Origin of the sequence: Streptomyces sp. NPDC087270, assembly GCF_044744625.1 — a bacterium.
Taxonomy (GTDB): Bacteria; Actinomycetota; Actinomycetes; order Streptomycetales; family Streptomycetaceae; genus Actinacidiphila.
Genome location: NZ_JBIUYR010000013.1, coordinates 104,826 through 124,295, shown reverse-complemented (window position 1 = coordinate 124,295; position 19,470 = coordinate 104,826). Strand labels below are relative to the sequence as shown.

The following is a 19,470-nucleotide window of genomic DNA, read 5'->3' as shown; positions in this document are numbered from 1 at the left end:
TACGGTGGGTACCGGGGGCGGTACGCCGGCCCGGCGCCGCGGCGGGCGGACGGCGGCCCCGGGGACTTCCGGGGCTTCGCAGAGCCACCAGGACTTCGAGGACCTGCGAGGACCTTCGAGGACCTTCTGGGGGCCTTGGGGGGACAACCGAAGAGCACCCGCGGCACCGCCGACCACGCAAGGAAGTCGCGCACCATGACCTCAGCGCCCACGATCCCCGATGTCACGCTCAACAACGGTGTGGTGATCCCGCAGCTCGGATTCGGCACGTACCTGATCGAGCCGAAGGACACCAAGGAAGCGGTGCTCGCCGCGCTGGAGACCGGTTACCGGCACATCGACACCGCCGAGATGTACGGCAACGAGAAGGAGGTCGGACAGGCCATCGGCGAGTTCGGCCTGGAGCGCTCCGACGTCTTCGTCACCAGCAAGCTCAACAACGGCTTCCACGCCTACGGGGACGTGCTCACCGCGTTCACCCGCAGCCTGGACGACCTCGGCATGGAGTACCTGGACCTGTTCCTCGTGCACTGGCCGCTGCCCGCGGTCGGCGACTACACCGAGACCTGGCGGGCGATGGAGGAGATCTACCGGTCCGGCCGGGTCAGGGCGATCGGCGTGTCGAACTTCCAGACCGCCCATCTGAACCGGCTCTTCCAGGAGACCTCGGTGGTGCCCGCGGTCAACCAGATCGAGGTGCACCCCTACCTCACGCAGGACGAGCTGCGCGCGTTCGACGCCGACCACGGCATCGCCACCGAGGCGTGGTCCCCGATCGCCCAGGGCAAGGTCCTCGGCGACCCGGTGATCGCCGCGATCGCCGCGCGGCTGGAGCGCACCCCGGCGCAGGTGACGCTGCGCTGGCATTTGCAGCGCGGCGACATCGTCTTCCCGAAGTCGGTGACGCGCTCCCGGGTCGAGGAGAACTTCCGGCTCTTCGACTTCGAGCTGACGCCCGACGACATGGCGCAGATCAGCGCGCTGGACCGCGGCGAGCGGACCGGCCCGGACCCGGACACGTTCAACTGGGTGCCGTGACCGGTCCCGCGCGGCGCGCGACGCGCTGACCTCCCCGGCCCGCGCGTCGCGCGGGGGCGCCCCTACCCGCCGGCGCTCCCCGGTCCAGGTCAGGCGGAGGTCTCCAGCAGCCGCCGCAGGTCCTCCGCCATCCGCAGCGCGGCCGCGCGCCCGTCGCCGCCGAGGGAGCCGGCGTCCGCGGGCCGCGCCCGGTCCACGACCACCCGCAGCGCGGCCGCGGCGTGCCGGGCGAACAGCGCCAGCAGGTCCAGCTCGTTCAGGCTCGACCTGGCCTGCGGCACCGGGTCGAGTACCTCCAGCACGCCCAGCACCCGGTCGCCGTGCGTCAGCGGCGCGGCCATCAGCGAGTCGGGCACGTACTCGGTGGACTCGGCGAAGTCCCGGTCGAAGGAGGCGCTGCGGGACAGGTCGTCCACGACCATGGGCTCGCCCGAGGAGACCACCCAGCCGGCGATCCCGCTCTCGGCCGGGAAGCGCCGCCCCACCAGGAAGCTCTCGCCCTGGCCCGAGACGGCCTGGAAGACCAGCTCGTGGCTCGACTCGTCCAGCAGGAACACCGAACTGGCCTGGGCGCCGAAGATGGCCCGGGCCGTGTCGACCACCGACTGCATCAACTCCTGCGACAGCGGATCGGTCTCTGCGTTGCTCTGTGTCACGAAGCACCCCTGATGCCCAGTTGTACGTTGGCCGCGGAAAGGTAGAGCGCGTTCTTGAGCTGGAAGGTCGTCATCCGGCGGTGCCGGGACAGGATGCGGGCGCAGAGCCCGGCGATGTAGGGCGTGGCGAAGCTGTTGCCCGTGGTCCTGATCGTCGCCCCGCCGAGCCAGGCCACCTGCACGTTCTGGCCCGGGGCGAAGAACTCCACCGGGGGGCTCGGGTTGTACAGGTGCAGCTCCGGGTCGTCCTCCTGGTGGCTGCCCACCGAGATCACCGACGCGAAGCGCCAAGGGAAGCTCTCCACCGGCGTGTTGTGCGCGGAGGCGACGATCGCGGTGCCGCGGAAGTACGCCTCGTCGGCGAGCACCCGCAGTTCCTCGGCGAACTGCGGCCGGGTGGTGGACAGGCTCAGGTTGATCACGTCGAAGCCCTGCCGGATCGCCCAGCGCAGGCCCGCGAGCAGGACGTCGCCGGTGCCGCCGAACCCCTTGCCGAGCACCTGCACGCTGTACAGCTCGCACTCCGGAGCGGTTCTGCGGATGATGCCCGCGCAGGCCGTGCCGTGGCCGCAGGTGTCGGTGGCGCCGGTTTCCACGACGCTGGTCCCCGTCCCGTCCTTGCGGACCGTCCAGGCCCCGTCGACCCTGCCGATCAGCGGATGGCCGTCCTCCACCCCGGAGTCGACGACGCACACCCGCACGCCGGTGCCCAGCGCGCCGGCCCAGTCCCGGTCGGGCGCCGGCCGCTCGCCGTCCGCGGCGACCAGCACGTCCTCGGGGCGCTTGCCGCGCAGACTCCAGGTGAGTCGGGGACCGGCGCCCTGCTCGGCGGTTGTCATTCAGCAGCCTCTCGCGTTCTGGCGGTGTCACGTTCCGGTGCGGTGGTGGCCGGGGGTCCGGCGGGCCGGGGTCCGGGCGGCCGGCGGCGGGCGGCTCACGTCGGGACCCGGTGCCATCCGGCGGCGTGCCGCGCCCCGGGCAGGTGGCCCTTGGCCTCGAACTGCCGGGCGGCCTGGGCGGCGGCCCGTCGCGCGTCGTCCGCGCGGCCGGCCTGGCGCAGGACGTCGGCCCGGTCCAGCCAGGCGGTCGCCAGCAGGACGGGCGAGTCGGTGCCGGCCGCGGTGCGCACCGCGCGCGCGGCCAGCGCCTCGGCCTCCTCGGCGCTGCCGCGCGCGGCGGCGATCCTGGCCTGGAGGCCGTCGAGGTCGGCGGTGTCCGAGGCGGCCTGATCGCTGTCCGCCGGCTCGGCCGCCGCCGTGCCCGGGGCCCGCGCCAGCCGCGTGGCCGCGTCGCCGTAGCGGCCGGCGTCCAGCAGCAGCCGCGCCGACTCCCGGGCCACCACCCCGCGCAGGCCGTCGGCCTGGAGGCCCGCGGCGGCGCCGTCGGCCTCGTCGAGCAGGTCCAGCGCCCGGCCGCCCTCACCCGCCAGCGCCGCCACGGCGGCGGCGAACAGCGGCAGCACCACGCGGCCCTCGGCGTACGCGAGTTCACCGGCCAGCCGCCGGGCCCTGGCCAGGCAGGCGTGCGCGTCGTCCCACCGCTCCTGGAGCGCGAGCAGCACCGCGAGCGGGCAGTTGAGCGTGAGCCGTACGGTGGGGCGCTGCTCCCCGTGTTCGGCCAGCAGCGCGCGGCTGCGGGCGACCGCCGAGCCGACCGGCTCCGGGCCGCGCCACAGCGAGACGCCGATCGCGCCCAGCGCCAGGGCCCGTTCGGGTTCCGCGCCTGCCCGGCGGGCGTGCGTCAGGGCCCGGGACAGCAGGCCGTCGGCCGCCACGTGCCGGCCGTGCGACTGCCGCTCCTGCGCGATCCGGATGCACGCCCGCGCCTGCCCGAGGTCGTCTCCCGCGCTCTCGAAGACCGGCAGCGCCCACTGGGCGACGGTTCCCGCGCTGCTCCCGTCGGGGGCCGCGGACACCGCGGCCAGGGCCAGCCGCGCGTGCGCGGCCTCCACCGGGCGCACCGCCTCCCGCGGTTCGGCGTCCGCCGCGGCGAGCACTCCCAGCAGCAGCGCCCGGCCCTCGTCCGTACGGCCGGTCGCCAGCAGTACGTCGCCGAGCCGGCGGGCCGCCGCCGCCCACTCGGGCTCGCCGTCGGCGGCCAGCTCCACCGCCCGCTCCAGCAGCCCCGCCGCCCAGGCCAGGTCCGAGCGGGCGAGCGCCCTGGAGCCGCTGTCGATCAGCAACCGGACGGCGTCCAGCCGCAGTTCGTCGGTGTGGGCGCCGAGGACGCCGAGCTCGGCGCGGTAGCGGTAGGCGTGCTCCAGGTGCCCGGCGACGGCGGCGGTCGCCTCGGCGGACGGCAGGCGGCGGGTGCCGCGGCGCGGTGGGTCCTGCGCGCCGCCCGACGGGCCGCTGCCCGAAGGTTCGTTGGCCGAAACTCCGTTGCCCGTGGCGCCGCTCTCCGGCGCGCCGCCGCTTGGCGGGGCCTGGCCCGCGAGCCGGTCGGCCAGCGCCCGCGCGGCGTGCTCGTGCCGCTCCGCCCGGGTCCGCTTGGCCATCGACTGGTAGGTGACCTCGTGCACGAGGCCGCTGCTGAAACGCAGCGGATACGTGCCCGGCCGCGGCCGGTCCGCGGGCCGCAGCAGGCGGTGCCGGCCGAGCCGGGCGAGGGCCGCGCCGACCGGCCCCGGCACCGGTGCCGGCGGCTCCGGTTCCGCCGCGGGCGCTTCCGTGGCGTGCAGCGCGCCGCCGGGTGCGCCCTCCCGGTCGCCGGCCACCAGGTCGGCCACCTCGTCGGCGGTGAACTCCCGTCCCGCGACGGCCGCGATGTCCAGCGCGGCGCGCTCCGCGCGGCCGAGCGCGCCGATCCGCGCGCCGAGCAGCGCCTGAAGGGTGGTCGGCAGGTCGCCGCCGCCGTCGGGACGGTACCCGGAGTCCGGCTGGGTGAGCGCGGCGATGAGCATCTCCAGGTAGAAGGGGTTGCCGCCGGCGGACTCCAGGACCTGCGGCGGCACGCCCGTACCCCGGCCGGCCCGGGCGGAGCCGGCCGGGGTGCCGGGGCCGGCCCCGGCGCCGGCCGCCGTAGCGGTCCCGGTCGCGGCCGGACGCCTCCCGCCGTCCCAGTGCGCGCCGACCTCGGTCAGCGCGGCGGCCACCGCCTCGGCCTCCGCCGTGGTCAGGCCCGGCAGGGTCAGCGACCGCGCCCCGCCGCCGCCCCATCCGGCGCGGCGGTCGGCCAGGTCGGGGCGCGCCGCGCAGACGAACAGCACGCCGGAGGAGGCGAGTTCGGCGCACAGCGTGGTGACCACCGCCAGCAGCGGATCGCTCGCCCAGTGCAGGTCGTCCAGCACCAGCACGACCGGGCGGCTGCGCGCGAGCACGCCCAGCAGGCCGGTCAGGGCCGCGCAGGTGTCGTCCGTCGACGGGTTCGGCGTGCCGTCCTCCAGCAGCCCGGCCGACAGCACGGCCAGCGCGGCGCCGACCTCGTCGCGTTCCGCGGTGTCCGGATCGGAGGAGGCTGCTCCGGCCGCGGCGCACCGGGCGCCGCCGAACTCCCGTACCGGCTCGGCGTCCTCGGCCCGCGCCGGCCACAGGTCCGGGAACTCGTCGAGGAGTTGGCGTACGGCGTCGGCCAGCGGCGCCAGGCTGCCGCGCTCGCCGTACGGACGGCAGCGCCCCGAGCCGTAGTTGAAGGCGCGGCCGGACCGCTTGCGCCACTCGTGGATCAGCCGGGTCTTGCCCATGCCGGCCTCGCCGAACACCGTCACCAGGTTCGGGCCTCGGCCGTCCCGGGCCGCGACGGTGGCCAACGCCTGCCGCAGCACCGCCAGTTCGCGGGTCCGGCCGACGAAGGGAACGTCGAAGCGGCGGGTGACCTCCGGCTCCTCCTCGACCACGGCGACGAGCCGGTACGCGGTGACCGCGTCCTCCTTGCCCTTCAACCGCAGCGGGCCGACGCGTTCGGTCAGGGCGCTCGCCCCCGCGGCCCGGCGGCTCTCCGGGCCGATCAGCACCTCGCCCTCGGCGGCGTTCTGCTCCAGCCGCGCCGCGACGTTGACCGTCTCCCCCGACACCAGCGCCTGCCGGGACGAGACGTCCGACGCCGTCACCACGGGGCCGGTGTTGATGCCGATCCGGACGCCGATCCTGATGCCGAGCGACGGCCCCAACTCGGTGTCGTTGAGCCGCTGCACGGCGTCCAGCATGGCCAGCCCGGCGGCCAGCGCCCGCGCCGCGTCGTCCTCGTGGGTCACCGGGACGCCGAAGACGGCCATCACGGCGTCGCCGATGAACTTCTCGACCGTCCCGCCGAACTCCTCCAGGCACTCCCGCATCCGCTCGAAGTAGCGCAGCACCACGGTGCGCAGCGTCTCCGGATCGAGCACGCCGGACAGCGCCGTCGATCCGACCAGGTCGCAGAAGACCACGGTCACGACCTTGCGCTCCTCCTGCGGTACTCCCGGGGCCCGCACGGCGGCCGGGGTGCCGCAGGACGGGCAGAAACGCGCCTCGGACGGAAGCTCGGCATCGCACGCAGCGCAGCGCATGGTCGGGTCCCTTCCCGCTGGTCGTGGAGCGGCTCAGAAGAGCGCGCCTCCGGCGATCTCGCTGTGGGCCTGCACCTCGGGGCCCACCTCGTCCAGCCGCGCCTTGATGTCGAGCATCATCGACAGCTCCTCGGAACTCAGCGCGCGCAGCACGTCCCGCTGCTCCTCGGTGAGTTCGGAGACGCCGAAGCCGTGCGACTCCAGCACGTCGAGGGTGTCGCCGGCGAGGTGGCCGCCGTCCCCGCCCCGCCCGGTCCCGCTGCCACTGCCGCTGCCATTGCCGTTCCGGTCCTGCGCCGCCCCGTCGCTCATGACGTGTGCGTCCTCTCCCTGGAGTGATCCGGCTCCGCTGCCCGGCCGATGTGCGCGAACAGCTCGACGAGCCCGTCCACGGTGTGCAGCGCGCTCATCACGACCGCGTTCACCAGGGACGGGTCCAACGGCAGCTCGTCGAGCAGGGCGAAGAGCGCCGCCGTGTGCCCGGTGTCCAGCTCGGCGTGGCCGCGTACGGTGCGCAGCGCCGCCTCGGGCACCCCGGCGGCGGCGATCCGGTCCGCCAGCCAGGGCGCGGGCGCGTTGCCCTCCAGTACGGCGATGTAGCCGAGCAGCGCGACGGGATGGTGGTACTCGATCCAGTAGTGCTGCGCGCCGGCCAGCCGGGCGACGACGGGCGGCGGCTGCCGGTCCAGGACCGCCGCGGGGTCCCCGCCCAGCGCGGCGATGTCGGCCAGCAGCCAGTCGTCGTGGCCGCGTTCCTCCTCGATGTGCCCCCGCAGGTACTCCGCGAGCGGCCCGCACACCGGGTCGGCCGGGCCGAACACCCTTTCCGCGGGACCGACTTCGGCGCAGCGCAGCACCGCCCGTTCCATCAGCGGCACCGACGCGCGGATCACGCCGTGCATCGCCGCCAGGTAGCCGCCGTAGCGCGGGCCGAGTCCGGGCGAGCGCCACATGGCCGCGGTGGCGGACCGCACCGCGGGCGCGGTCAGCCGCAGCCGGGCCCGCAGCGCCGTGCTCGCGGACACCGCGGTACCGGCGCTCATCGCTCCGCTCCGGGCAGCGCGACCAGGTCGGCGTAGGGCGCGCAGCCGTGCCGCCGCACCAGCGCGACCGCGCCCGCCTCGGCCTGGCCGCGGGCGGCGTACCGGTCCAGCAGCGCGCCCGCCGGCCCGCCGCCGGCCGCGGTCGCGGCGGCCAGCACGGCGGGGTCGTCGCCGAACGCGCGGCAGCCCTCGCAGTAGCCGCGGCGCGCGCCGGCCGCCCCCGCGGCGCCGTACCGGTGCTGGAGGTTGGCCGGGCCGACGGTCCTGATCATCCGCAGCACCGGCGAGCCGAGCACCCGGGTCCGGATCGCCGGCCAGCCGTCCGTGCCGATGTGGCCGAGCGTCAGGTGGGCGGGGGCGGGTCTGCGGTCGACGACGTCCTGGTTGCAGCAGGCGACGACCGTGCCGTCGGCCGCGACCACCGGCCAGGCGGCCATCGAGCAGGGCAGCGCCCGCTCCGGATCGGGCAGCGCGGTGTCGGCGGTGGCCCAGGAGGCCGCGCGCCCCACCCGGCGCAGCGAGTTGACGAGCATCGGGACGCGGTCGCCGAAGGTGCGGCGGATGTCCGCGGTGACGTCGGCGAGGTACGGGTCGTCGGTGCCGGCGCCGACCAGGTGGAAGCTGGTGGCGATGCCGGCGTCCAGCACCCGCCGGACGAGGGCGAACACGGGGGCGCGGCCGGTCTCGCGCTCGTGGAAGGCGTCGAGGCTCACCGAGAAGTGGTCGACGGAGGTGACGGCCCGCCAGATCCGCTCCGGCACGGCCGCGGCCTGCCCGGGGCGGTCCGCGCGGCCGGCGAAGAAGGCACCAGTGAGCAGCGCGGTCCTGGTGCCCGCCGTACGCGCGGACGTGGCGAGCGACGCGACCAACTCGGGCCGCAGCAACGGCTCTCCGCCGGTCATCATCAGCACCGAGGGATGCTGCTCGGGGGTGAAGGTGCCGACGAAGGAGCGGAGTTGGCCGGCGTCCGGCTCGCCCGAGGCCATGGTGGCGGAGGTGGAGCAGTGCGCGCAGTGCAGGGGGCAACGGCCGGTGACGGTCAGAAGCAGTCCCGCGCCCGGCAGCGGACGCAGTGTCATCAGTTCGGCGAGTTCCATCACACGCTCCCTCATCGTCCTCCCGAAGTGTCGGCGGGGGCGGTTCGAGGCAAGGTAGGAAACGGTATGGAAACGGTATGTCCGCAGCTCGGAGCCGTGGGCGACCGGGCGGCGGCCACCGGTTGCGAGCGCCGTTTCCGGGCGCGGCTCCCGGGGTACCGATTCCGGATCGGCGCTTCCGGGGCACGCTTCCGGATCGGGGCTTCCTGGCCACCGCTTCCGGGCCGCCGATCCGGATTGGCGCCTCCGGACGACCCTTGTGGGCCCCCGCCCCCGGATCGCCGCTTCCGAGCCGCCGATTCCGGATTGGCGCCCCCGGATCGGCGCCTCCGGACCACGCTTGCGGGCCCCCGCCTCCGGACCACCTCCGCCGGGCCCGCGCCTGGGCCTCAGGCGGTGGCGCGGGGCAGCGGTCGCACGTGCAGCGCCTGCCGAAGGGATTGTTCACGCGCGTAGACTTTCGCCAACCGCGGGAGTTCGTACAGCGCCGCGTGCGCGGTGACCTCGCAGTCCGGCGCCGGCAGCGCGCCCGCGTCCATCAGCGACTCCAGCTTGTGCAGGGCGTCGTCCTGGTCGCAGGTGAGCGCCTCGGCGGCCTGGCGGAGCGTGAAGGGCCCCTCGGGCAGCTCCGCCAGCAGGCAGAGCGTGGCCTGGTCCGCCGCGGCGAGTTCCCGCCATCCGCTCGCCAGCCGCGGGCGCACCTCGGCGTCGCCCGCGACCAGCTCGTCCAGGACGGCCCTGCTGTCGGCCAGCCGCTCGGCGTACTCGCACAGCGGCAGGTACCGCCGCACCGCGAGTTTCAGGCCGCTCACCCTGACCGCGAGCGGCAGCATCCCGGTCGCGGCCACGATCCGTTCGGCCGCCTCCGGACACGACCGCAGCCGCTCGTGCCCGACGATCCGGCCCAGCAGTTCGAGGCTCTCGGCCTGGTCGAAGGCGGCCAGCTCCAGCCGGTTCGCCGCCACCAGTCCCGCCAACTGGGCGCGTGCGGTGACCAGTACGGCGCTGGCGCCGGTGTCGGGGACGAGCGGCCGCACGGACGCCTCGTCGGCCGCGTCGTCCAGCACCAGCAGGACCCGGCGAGGTGCCAGCCAGGCCCGCCACGCGGCGGCGACCTCGTCGGCGTCGCTCTCGTCCCGCAGTTCGGGCAGGTCGGCCATCCGGGCCAGTTCGCTCACCAGCGAGGCGGCCGGGCGCGGATGGCCGGTCGCGTCGCGCATCCGCAGCAGCACCCGGCCGTCGGGGAACTCCGCCGCCAGACCGTGCGCGGTGTGCACCGCGAGCGCGGTCTTGCCGGTGCCGACCGGACCGGTGAGGACGGTGAGGCGCCGCTCGCCGTCCAACAGGCCGCGCAGCGACCGCAGATGCCGGTCGCGGCCGGTGAAGTCCGCCAGGTCCTGCGGGAGGAGGGTGCCCAGCGCGCCGCCCGCGCGGCGCGGCGCGGTCCGCGGGCCGGAGGCGGCGAAGGGGCCGCCGGGCTCGTGCGGGCCGCCGCCGAGGATCGACCGGTAGAGCGTCTCCAGCGCGGCGCTGGGCTGAAGTCCGTACTCGACGGCGAGCAGTTGGCGCAGTCCGGCGTACGCGGCGAGCGCCTCCGTCTGCCGGCCCTGGTCGAACAGCGCGGTCATCTGGACCGCGCGGAGCCGTTCGCGCTCGGGGTGGCGTTCGACCAGGTCCCCCACGGTCTCGGCGACTTCGGTGGCGCGGCCGAGCCGCAGCTCGACCTCGGCCCAGTCCTCGTAGACCTGGAGGTGGCGGCTGTCGAGGCGTTCCGCCTCGGATCTGACGGCGGGCGAGAAGCGCAGCTCGCGCAGCGGGAGTTCCTGCCACAGGCCGAGCGCCTCGCGCAGCATCCGGGACGCCGGTCCCAACGCGCCCTGCGCGGTGGCCTCGCGGGCGGACCTGGCCAGCCGCTGGAAGCGCAGGGCGTCCAGCTCGTCGTCGCGCACCCGTAACAGGTAGCCGCCCGCGTGATGGGCGAGCCGCTCGCCGGCCCCGACCCGGTCCAGCAGCTTGCGCAGCGCGGAGATGTACACCTGGATGTTCTTGCGCGCGGTGCGCGGCGGCCTGCCGTCCCACAGGGTGTCGGTCAACAGGTCCAGCGACACCGGGGTGTTGGGGCGGCACAGCAGCATCGCCAGCAGTAACCGCTGCTTGAGCGGACCGAGCGGGAGCGGGCCGCCGGCCGTGCCGACGGACAGTGGGCCGAGGACGGTGAGCCGCAGGCTGTCGTGCGCCGTTCGCGCTGGTTCGGCCATTTCTGGTTTCACCTTTCCCACCGGCTGATCCGGACAGCGGATCGTGAGCTGAGATGAATGACATCAGCCGAATGACTTATATCAGACGATGTCGCCCAGGTGAACAGGGCAACGTCCCCTTCGTTCGCGGCTGTTGCCGCCAACCCCCGCCGAACTGCGGCGATACCGACCGCATACCGCGGATAGACCGGTTCCGAATTCGCCGGTCCTACCTTCTGAGACGTTCCCAGCAACGCTTCACATCCGCCGAGACGAGGAGACGATCATGGCTGACGCCGTCGACCCGACCAACGAGGACAACGCCGCCGAGACCGAGACCGACAACGAGGTCGAGGCGCACTCCGAGGCCCCGCTGGACCTCCAGGAGATGGGTGTGAACTCGCCGGTGGTGGCCCCCGGCAGCACGGTCAGCCTGGCTGCCTGCGCCTGACCGGACGATGTGGGTGGCGCGCCCTCGCGGCGCGCCACCCACACACGCGTTGTGCCGGTGCGGCCCGCCCGGGCCGTCCGGAGGCCCGGAACCGACAGGAGTTGACCATGGCCGATGCCGCAGAGCCCAGTTCCGCGGTGCCCAGTTCCGCAGCGCCCGACGACGGGCAGAGCGCGCCGGAACCAGCCGCCGACGGCGGCGAGTTCGAGGTGGAGGCGCACCTCGCGGGGCCGCTCGACCTCCAGGGGATGGACGTCAAGACGTCCGTGACCGCCCCGGTCCCCACCTCGCTCAGCGCGACCAGCGTCATCGTCTGCTGCTGACGCTGACGCCCGCCTGACGCCCGTCCGGCGTCGCCCCGCCGGCGCGGAGCCGGCCCGCCACCCCGTCGATCCGCCCCGTCGATCCGTCGATCCGTCGATCCGTCGATCCGTACCGGAGAGGCCCATGATCCCGTTCCCGTTCGTCGTCGCGGACCGAGACTTCTACGCACCGCTGGAGACCACCCGCGACCGCGGGGAGATCTACCGTCCCGAGCGGGTACCGGACGGCTGGACCGAGACCGAGTCCGGCATCTGGACGATGTGGCACCGGGGAAGGCAGTTGCGCGGTGTCGAGGACGGCTGGAAGGTGCACGTGTCCGCGCGACCCGGCCGCCAGCAGCACGTCCTCGACACCGTCGCCGCCGTCTGCTTCGCGCAGGACATCGCCTTCAAGCACCTGGCCGGCCGGCTCTTCTACTGGTGGACGCACCAGAAGCAGGCCGCCCGCCAGCAGAGCGGCAAGTTCATCGCCGCGTATCCCACCAGCGTCCCCGCCGCCCGCGCCCTCATGGAGCGGCTGCGCACCGAACTCGCCGACGAGGAAGGCCCGTTCATCCTCACCGACCGGCGCTACCGGGACTCGCGCACCGTCCACTACCGCTACGGCGCCTTCCTGCCGCGCGAGCGGGTCAACGCCGACGGCACGCACACCCTGCTGGTCCGCGGCGGCGACGGCGAACTCCGGGAGGACCGCCGCGGCGTGTCCTTCCACCTCCCGCCCGGCATCACCGACCCCTTCGCCGAGCGCCGCCCCGCCGGCGCGAAGCCGGCCGGCAAGGCAGGGCCAGCACGCAAGACGGGGTCGGCCCGCAAGGCTGGTTCGGTGAGCTTCCACGGGTACGTCTTCGAGGAGGCCCTCCAGTTCACCAACTCCGGCGGCGCCTACCGCGGCCTGGAACAGGCCACCGGCCGCCAGGTGTTCATCAAGGAGGCCCGCGCGCACACCGGCATCGCCCACGGCGACACCACCGCGCCCGACCAACTGCGCGCCGAGTGGGAGACGTTGACCGCGCTGCACGAGACGGCGCCCGGCCTGGCCCCGCAACCGCTGGCCTACTTCCGCGAGTGGGAACACGACTTCCTCGTCACCGAGTTCATCGAGGGCGAGACGCTCCAGCGCTGGATGGTCTCCCACCACGCCATGCTCGGCGTCGGCCGCGAACCCCACGAGTACGGCGACTACTACGCCCGCTGCGAGAAGGTGCTCGCGCGGATCGAGAGCGCGCTGGAGCAACTGCACGCGGCCGGCTACCTCTTCGTCGACGTCAGCCCCGGCAACGTGATGGTCGACGACGACGACGGCGTCCGGCTGGTCGACTTCGAGGCCGCCCAGCGCGCGGACGCCGACGAGATCCTGGTGATGGGCACCCCCGGCTACGCGGTCCCCGCCGACCTCGTCGGCGACGACCGGCTGATCCACGACGAGTACGGGCTGGCCGGCCTCGCCCTGCTGCTCGTCGGGCCCTACCACCAGGTGGCACAGCGCAACCCCGACACGCTCGCCCACCTGCGCGCCGACCTGCTGGAGCGGGCGCCGGTGCCGGAACCGCTGTGGCGCAAGGCCGTCAGGTTCCACCAGCCGCGCGCCGCGGTGGCGGGCGTCACGCCCCTCCCGTCGCCCGAGGAGGTGGCCGCCGACCCGCTGCGGCACCTCGCCGAGCTGCGGGACCGTACCGCGGACGCGCTGATCGCCATGGCCGACCCGACCCACCCCGACCGGGTGTTCCCCACCATCGCCGACGGCTACCACAGCAACACCCAGTGCCTCGCCTACGGTTCCGCGGGCGTCCTGCACGCCCTGACCCGGGCCGGCCGCGCACTGCCGCAAGGGGCGCTGGAGCGGCTGCGCGACGACGCGTTCGGCGGCGTCGAGCGCCTGGCCCCGGGGCTGTTCGCCGGCGCCGCGGGCATCGCCTGGGTGCTCGCCGACCACGGCATGCTGGACGAGGCGCGGGACCTGCTCGCCGTCGCGGACCAGCACCCGATCATCACCTCGGGGTCGTCGGCGACGCTCTTCGGCGGCACCTCCGGCGTCGCCCTCGCCCACCTGGCGATGTACGGCCGCACCCGCGACGCGTCGCACGTCGAGCGGGCCATGGAGCTGGCGGCGGCGCTGCCGTCCGACGCCGACCTCACCGAGCGCCTCGGCCCCGACGACGCCACCGGCGTCATGCACGGCCGGACCGGCATCGCCCTGATGCTCCAGCAGCTCGCCGCCGTCACCGGGTCGGCCGACGGGCTGAGCCGCGGCGTGCGGCTGCTGCACACCGAACTCGACCGCGCCACCGACCCCGAGGCACCCGGCCTGGCCTTCCCGGTCTCCGCCACCGACCAGCGCAGCCTGCCGTACCTCTACTGCGGCTCCGCGTCGGTCGCGCACACCGCCGTCCGCTACGCGCGGGTGGTGGACGACGAGCGGCTCGCGCGGGCGCTGCCGCTGCTGCTGGTCCCGATGCGCACCACGTACACCGTGATGCCCGGCCTGTACCAGGGGCTGTCCGGACTCGGTTTCGGCCTCGCCGAGTACGCGGAGGCGACGGGCGACGAAGCGGCCAGGGCCGACGCGATCCGCGGCGCGCGCGGGCTGTTCAAGTTCGCCGTGCCGCACGAGACCGGCGTCCGCTTCCTCGGCGACCAGCTCATGCGGTTCAGCGCCGACCTGTGGAGCGGCTCGGCGGGCGTGCTGCTCTTCCTGACCCAGCTCCTGGACCCCGCGCCCGATCCGCTGTTCACCGTGGACGCGCTGGCCGGCGCGTACGCCCGTCCCGTCGTGACCCGGTGAGGTGCACCGATGAGCCGTGAGACAGCTGCCGGACCGGCGGGCGAGGCAACGGACGGCGTGGACGCCGCCGGTACGGACACAGGCGGCACGGAGGCGGGCAGCGCGGAGGCGGGCAGCACGAAGGCGGGCGGCTCGGGCTGGGCCGTTGACCGCGACGTCAACCTCTACTGGTGCGGCCAGACCGCCTCCGCGTTCGGCTCGGTCTTCACCGCGATCGCGCTGCCGGTCGTGGCCGTGGTGCACCTCAACGCGTCCGCGGGGGCCATCGGCCTGATCAGCGCCGCCGCCACCGCCCCGATCCTGCTCTTCGGCTTCCCCGCGGGCGCGCTCGCCGACCGCCTCGTCCACCCGCGCCGCGCGCTGATCCTGCTCGACCTGATCTGCGCGGTGGCAGTCGGCGTGGTCGCCCTGGGGCTGGCCGCCGGCGCCGTCTCGCTGCTCTGGCTGGGCGTGCTCTGCGCCGTCATGGGCGGCGCGTCCACCCTCTCCACGGCCGTGTACTTCCTGCACCTGCGCCAGCTCGTCGGCCCCGACGGCATCGGCGGCGCCCGCGCCAGACTCCAGGCCGGACAGTACGGCGCCGCGCTCGTCGGCCGCCTGCTGGCCGGACCCGCGATCGCCGTGCTCGGCGCGGCCGCCGCCCTGTCGGTCGACGTGGCGAGCTACGCGCTCAGCGCCGCCGCCCTGCTGACCATGCGCGCCCCCGATCTCGTGCCACGCGGCCCCGCGCCCTCCGTGCTGACCATGCTGCGCGGCGCCATGGCCGGCATGCGGGTCTTCACCGGGGACGCCTTCCACCGCGCGCTGGGCGTGTTCATCATCGTGCCGGCCGCGACGCTGGCCGGCGTCACCACCCTCACCGGACCGTTCCTGCTACGGGTGATCCACCTGCCGACCGCCGCCTACGGCTCCCTCTTCGCGCTCTCGGGGCTGATGGGCCTGGCCGGCTCCGCCGTCGCCGGACGGGTGCTGACCCCGGGCCGCAACGCCCGCCGGGTGATGCTGGGCGCCTTCACCGCCGGCATGGTCTGCAGCCTGCTGCTGCCGCTGGCCGCCGGGCCGCTGCCGCTGGCCGCGTTCTGCGCGGCGATGGGCATCGGACTGCCGATCTTCTTCGGCGCGATCGCCAACGTGGCCGTCAGCTCCGTACTGGTCTCCGACATGTCGGAGGAGACGCTCGGCCGGGCGATGGCCGCGCTCCAGGTGTGCCTGGCGGCGGCCGGCCTGGTCGGCGCGCTGGGGTGCGGTGTGCTCGGCGACTGGATCGGGGTGCGCGGGGCGCTGTGGACCATGGGGCTGATCGCCCTGGCCGGCATCGCGCTGAGCCTGCCGTCCGCGCTGCGCGCCGCGCGGCGCACCGAGAGCACGCCGGAGCCGGCGCCCGCGCCGGTCTGAGCGGGCCGCCGCGGGCAAGTGGACGGACAGCGACTCCCTTGTCACGTAAGGCAGTCGGCGGCGGCGCCGGGAGCGGATGCACCGCCGCCGACGGGCCGGCACACGCCTGCCGGCCATTCCGGGATCGTGGGCGCACCAGCTAGGATGAACCCGGGTGCGGGGGCACCCCAGCCTGGCCGGCACGACGTGGGGGAGGCGGATGATGGGCGAGAACGCTCCCACCGCGGCCGATTCCAGGGGCAGTTCGGCGACGGGTTCCACGAGCGGTTCCGCCGCCGCGTCCGCTGACTCCGGCTCCGGCTCCGGCTCGGGCTCTGGGTCCGGCTCCACGCTCGCCGGCAAGATCGACGCGCTCTTCCAGGTCATCCGGCGCCCCACCCGCGAGCCGTACAGCCACGAGGAAGTCGCCCGCGCCTGCCGTGAGGCCACCGGCGAGAGCTTCTCCGCGACGTACCTGTGGCAGTTGCGCACCGGGCGCCGTGACAATCCCACCAAGCGCCATCTGGAAGCCCTGGCACAGTTCTTCGACGTCCCCGTCGGATACTTCTTCGACGACGAGCAGGGCGCCGCCATCACCAAGGAGCTGGAGCTGCTCGGCGCGCTGCGCGACGCCGGCGTGCGCAGCATGGCGCTGCGCGCGGTCAACCTCTCCCCCGAAGACGCGGCCACGATCAGCGACATGATCGACGTGCTCGCCCGCAGGGAGCGCGGTTCACCGAGTCGCGAACTCTGAGCGTGCTCGAACTCCTCCGTGAGATCTCGCGGTTCCGGCCGGCGGACAAAGGGACAGCGTGTGAGACGTACCAGAAGTGACGGAAGTCGGGCCATGTGGCAGCGCTGCCAGCGGACGGTGGACGCGCTCGAACTGCCCACCCCGTTCGACGCGACCGTCTTCGTCGGGATGCTCGCCGGCACCCGCGGCCGTCCGATCGAGCTGGTGCCGGTCTCCTCCGCGCGGGACACCCCGTGCGGCCTGCTGGTCACCACCGACCGCGCCGACTGCATCGTGTACGCGGCCGACACCACCGCCCTGCACCAGCAGCACATCCTGCTGCACGAGGCGGCCCACCTGATCTGCGGCCACCACGAGACCGCGGCCGCCGCGTCGGCCGCCGCCCAGGTCCTGCTGCCGCACTTATCGGCGTCCCTGGTCCAGCGGGTGCTCGGCCGCACCGTGTACACCGAACCGCAGGAGCAGGAGGCCGAGTTGGTCGCCTCCCTGATCCTGACCCGCACCGCCCAGGCGGCCGGCAGCACCCGTCCGGCGCCGCCGCCCCACCCCCAACGGGCCCGGCTGGACCGGCTGTTCGGCACACCGGAGGCCCCGGCGCCGGGCCGCTCCGATGGCTGACCTGCTGTCGTTCCTCGGGGCCGCGTTCTTCCTGGTCTTCGGCGCCCACCGGCTGGCGATCACCCGCGGCGCGCGGGCGGACTCCGCGCAGCGCCACGTCTCCGGCTTCGCACTGTGCATGGGCCTGGCGCTGGTCTTCAACGCCCCTTCCGTCACCGACCGGTTGGCGCGCGATCCGACCCTCGACACGCTGGTCGGGCTGATCACCCACGACCTGAAACTGGCCGCCTTCGCCTTCCTCGTGCTGGTGGCCTACGCCCTCGGGTCCCCGACAGCCGGACGGCGTGCGGTGCGCCGCCAGGTCTGGACCGCCGGCGCGACCCTGGCGGCGTCCGTGGCCCTCTTCCTCGCGGCCTGCCCCGCCACCACGAGCGAGCAGCTGTCGGTCTCCCCCGGCCACCGGTGGGCCCTGGCGTCGTACAGCGCGCTCTTCGCCGCCTACGGCGCCTGGTGCCTGCTGGTCCTGGCGAGGGAACTGGCCGACCACGTCGAGCGCACCGCCCCGGGGCTGCTGCGGACGGGGCTGCGGCTGATGATGCTCGCCGCCGCGTTCGGTGCCGCCTGGACCGCGTGGACGCTGGACGACGTGATCTCCGATCTGAGCGTCGGCCACCAGGACATCGGCGAGGACATGGTGTCCTCCGCCCTGGGCGCGATCACCGCGCTGCTCGCCACCGGCGGCGCCACCGCCACGCTGTGGGGCGACGCCCTCGGCGCCCCCGTGCGGTGGCTGCGCGCCTACCACCGCTACCGGGCGCTGGAACCGCTGTGGTCGGCCCTGCACCGCGAACTGCCGCAGATCGCCCTCGACCCGTCGGTGGCCGACCGCCGTCCTGGCCTGCCACGTGCCGAGTTCGCCCTCTACCGGCGGGTGATCGAGATCCACGACGGCCATCTGGCGCTGCGCCCGTACTTCGACTCCGACGTCGCCCGGTGGACGGCCGAGGCCGAAGCCGGGGACCGCGACCGCGACCGGCACGCGGTGCTCGAAGCGGCCACCATCGCGGCGGCGCTGGAGAACAAGCGGGCCGGACGGCGGTGCGACGCGGCCGGCGCCCCGCGGCAGGCACCCGCGGCACCCGCGCCGCCCCCGGTGCCGGGGACGGTGGCGGCGGAGACCGCCTGGCTGCTGGAGGTGACCGCCGCCTTCACCGGCTCGCCCGCCGTCGCCGACGTCCGCCGCCGCGTCCGCCACGCGGTGGACGTCAGCCGCCGGGACACCGGCCGCGGCCCCGGCGTCCCCCGCTCCGACGCGGACGGCACCGGCCCGCGGACCGGCTGAACCGGCTCCCGTCGGCGGCAGCGGGTGGGCTGGCTGCCGCAGCGGGCGAGCGGGCTGCCGCAGCGGGTGAGCGGCCTGCGGTCAGCCCACCTGGCTGCCCTTGCCCAGCGCGATCACTCCCGCGTCGGAGACGGTGTACAGCTCTCGGTCACGCTCGGGGTTGACGCCGATGGTGGCGCCGGGCGGGACGTCCACGTTCTTGTCGAGCACGGCGCCGCGGACGATGGCGCCGCGGCCGACCCGCACGTTGTGGTGCAGCACCGAGCCCTGGACGACGGCGCCGGAGTCCACGATGACGCCCGGTGACAGCACGGAGCGGGTGACCTGCCCGCGGACCACGCAGCCCGGGCTGATCACGGACTCCCCCACGATGCCGCCGGCGCCGATCTTCGCGGGCGGCAGCGACCCGGGGTTGGTGTGGATCGGCCAGTCGCGGTTGTACAGGCTGAAGGCGGGCCGGTCGGAGATGAGGTCCATGTGCGCCTCGTAGTACGCGTCCAGGGTGCCGACGTCACGCCAGTAGCCGTGGTCGCGGACGGTCTCGCCGGGGACGTGGTTGGTGTCGAAGTCGTAGACGTGCGCGGCGCCTTGGGAGGTGAGCCGGGGCAGGATGCTGCCGCCCATGTCGTGCACGGACTGCGGGTCCTCCGCGTCCTCGCGCAGCGCCTCCAGCAGAGCCTTGGTGGTGAAGACGTAGTTGCCCATCGAGGCGAAGACATGACCGGGGTCGCCGGGCAGGCCGGGCGGGTCGGCCGGCTTCTCCAGGAAGCGCTCCACCTGCACCCCGTCGGCGCCGGGGGTGATCACACCGAACCCGGACGCCTCGGCCCTGGGCACCTTGATCCCGGCGACGGTGACGCCCGCGCCGTGCTCGGCGTGCTGGTCCAGCATCTGCCGCGGGTCCATCCGGTAGACGTGGTCGGCGCCGAACACCGCGACGTAGTCGGGCTGTTCGTCATGGATGAGGTTGAGCGACTGGAGGATCGCGTCGGCGCTGCCGAGGTACCAGCGCGGGCCGAGCCGCTGCTGGGCGGGCACCGGCGTCACGTAGTTGCCCAGCAGGCTGGACATCCGCCAGGTGGTCGTGACATGGCGGTCCAGACTGTGCGACTTGTACTGGGTCAGCACGCAGATCCGCAGGATGCCGCCGTTGACCAGGTTGGACAGCACGAAGTCGACCAGGCGGTACGTCCCGCCGAACGTCACAGCCGGTTTCGCCCGGTCGGCGGTGAGCGGCATCAGCCGCTTCCCCGCGCCGCCGGCCAGCACTATGCCAAGGACCGAAGGTCCACCACCGCGCATCGGCGCCCCCTTTGTTCGTCGTGATGA

At 74.6% G+C, this 19,470-nt stretch carries 16 protein-coding genes; 8 read left to right on the top strand and 8 right to left on the bottom strand.

Annotated features, from left to right (window positions below; all coding sequences use genetic code 11):
• Positions 1-195 precede the first annotated feature (195 nt).
• Positions 196-1,038: an aldo/keto reductase gene (locus tag ACIPAE_RS25275; protein WP_329371919.1), complete on the top strand. Its 843-nt coding sequence runs from the start codon at positions 196-198 to the stop codon at positions 1,036-1,038.
• An 89-nt stretch (positions 1,039-1,127) separates the two neighbouring features.
• Here the strand turns inward: ACIPAE_RS25275 and ACIPAE_RS25270 are convergent, their stop codons facing one another.
• The 7 genes from ACIPAE_RS25270 to ACIPAE_RS25240 all read right to left on the bottom strand — a co-directional run bounded on the left by ACIPAE_RS25270 (position 1,128) and on the right by ACIPAE_RS25240 (position 10,578).
• A complete protein-coding gene (locus tag ACIPAE_RS25270) occupies positions 1,128-1,649 on the bottom strand; it encodes a GAF domain-containing protein (protein ID WP_402448241.1) in 522 nt (173 codons plus the stop codon).
• Positions 1,650-1,690: 41 nt separating this feature from the next.
• Positions 1,691-2,533 (bottom strand): S8 family peptidase, encoded by an 843-nt coding sequence (locus ACIPAE_RS25265; RefSeq protein WP_402448073.1) that lies wholly within the window; start codon positions 2,531-2,533, stop codon positions 1,691-1,693.
• A gap of 95 nt (positions 2,534-2,628) precedes the next feature.
• The gene (locus ACIPAE_RS25260) at positions 2,629-6,180 is read right to left on the bottom strand and encodes an adenylate/guanylate cyclase domain-containing protein (RefSeq protein WP_402448071.1); all 3,552 of its coding nucleotides are present in this window, start codon (positions 6,178-6,180) and stop codon (positions 2,629-2,631) included.
• Positions 6,181-6,213: 33 nt separating this feature from the next.
• The gene (locus ACIPAE_RS25255) at positions 6,214-6,387 is read right to left on the bottom strand and encodes an aroma-sacti cluster domain-containing protein (protein WP_328473812.1); all 174 of its coding nucleotides are present in this window, start codon (positions 6,385-6,387) and stop codon (positions 6,214-6,216) included.
• 101 nt (positions 6,388-6,488) lie between these two features.
• Positions 6,489-7,223 carry an iron-containing redox enzyme family protein gene (locus ACIPAE_RS25250; RefSeq protein WP_402448069.1) on the bottom strand — a complete coding sequence of 245 codons (735 nt, stop codon included), beginning with the start codon at positions 7,221-7,223 and terminating at the stop codon, positions 6,489-6,491.
• Positions 7,220-8,320: a radical SAM protein gene (locus ACIPAE_RS25245; RefSeq protein WP_329374480.1), complete on the bottom strand. Its 1,101-nt coding sequence runs from the start codon at positions 8,318-8,320 to the stop codon at positions 7,220-7,222. Before ACIPAE_RS25245 ends, ACIPAE_RS25250 begins: the two co-directional genes overlap by 4 nt.
• Before the next feature lie 389 nt (positions 8,321-8,709).
• The gene (locus ACIPAE_RS25240) at positions 8,710-10,578 is read right to left on the bottom strand and encodes a BTAD domain-containing putative transcriptional regulator (RefSeq protein WP_329371913.1); all 1,869 of its coding nucleotides are present in this window, start codon (positions 10,576-10,578) and stop codon (positions 8,710-8,712) included.
• Positions 10,579-10,843: 265 nt separating this feature from the next.
• On the opposite strand from ACIPAE_RS25240, the gene ACIPAE_RS25235 reads away from it, so the two are divergent.
• The 7 genes from ACIPAE_RS25235 (at position 10,844) to ACIPAE_RS25205 (ending at position 18,141) form a co-directional block, all read left to right on the top strand.
• A complete protein-coding gene (locus tag ACIPAE_RS25235) occupies positions 10,844-11,008 on the top strand; it encodes a hypothetical protein (protein WP_328461171.1) in 165 nt (54 codons plus the stop codon).
• A gap of 107 nt (positions 11,009-11,115) precedes the next feature.
• Positions 11,116-11,331: a hypothetical protein gene (locus ACIPAE_RS25230; protein WP_402448066.1), complete on the top strand. Its 216-nt coding sequence runs from the start codon at positions 11,116-11,118 to the stop codon at positions 11,329-11,331.
• Between the two features lie 124 nt (positions 11,332-11,455).
• On the top strand, positions 11,456-14,113 hold the full coding sequence (lanKC, locus tag ACIPAE_RS25225; RefSeq protein WP_402448065.1) for a class III lanthionine synthetase LanKC: 2,658 nt from the start codon (positions 11,456-11,458) through the stop codon (positions 14,111-14,113).
• A 9-nt stretch (positions 14,114-14,122) separates the two neighbouring features.
• Entirely contained in the window at positions 14,123-15,508 is a 1,386-nt protein-coding gene (locus ACIPAE_RS25220; protein WP_402448063.1) for an MFS transporter, read from the top strand.
• Between the two features lie 202 nt (positions 15,509-15,710).
• Entirely contained in the window at positions 15,711-16,241 is a 531-nt protein-coding gene (locus ACIPAE_RS25215) for an XRE family transcriptional regulator (RefSeq protein WP_402448061.1), read from the top strand.
• A 93-nt stretch (positions 16,242-16,334) separates the two neighbouring features.
• A complete protein-coding gene (locus ACIPAE_RS25210) occupies positions 16,335-16,859 on the top strand; it encodes a ParH-like protein (RefSeq protein WP_402448059.1) in 525 nt (174 codons plus the stop codon).
• A complete protein-coding gene (locus tag ACIPAE_RS25205; protein WP_402448057.1) occupies positions 16,852-18,141 on the top strand; it encodes an MAB_1171c family putative transporter in 1,290 nt (429 codons plus the stop codon). The genes ACIPAE_RS25210 and ACIPAE_RS25205 overlap by 8 nt, the downstream gene beginning before the upstream one ends.
• Positions 18,142-18,222: 81 nt before the next feature.
• On the opposite strand, the gene glgC is transcribed toward ACIPAE_RS25205, so the two are convergent.
• A complete protein-coding gene (gene glgC / locus ACIPAE_RS25200; protein ID WP_402448055.1) occupies positions 18,223-19,443 on the bottom strand; it encodes a glucose-1-phosphate adenylyltransferase in 1,221 nt (406 codons plus the stop codon).
• Positions 19,444-19,470 lie beyond the last annotated feature (27 nt).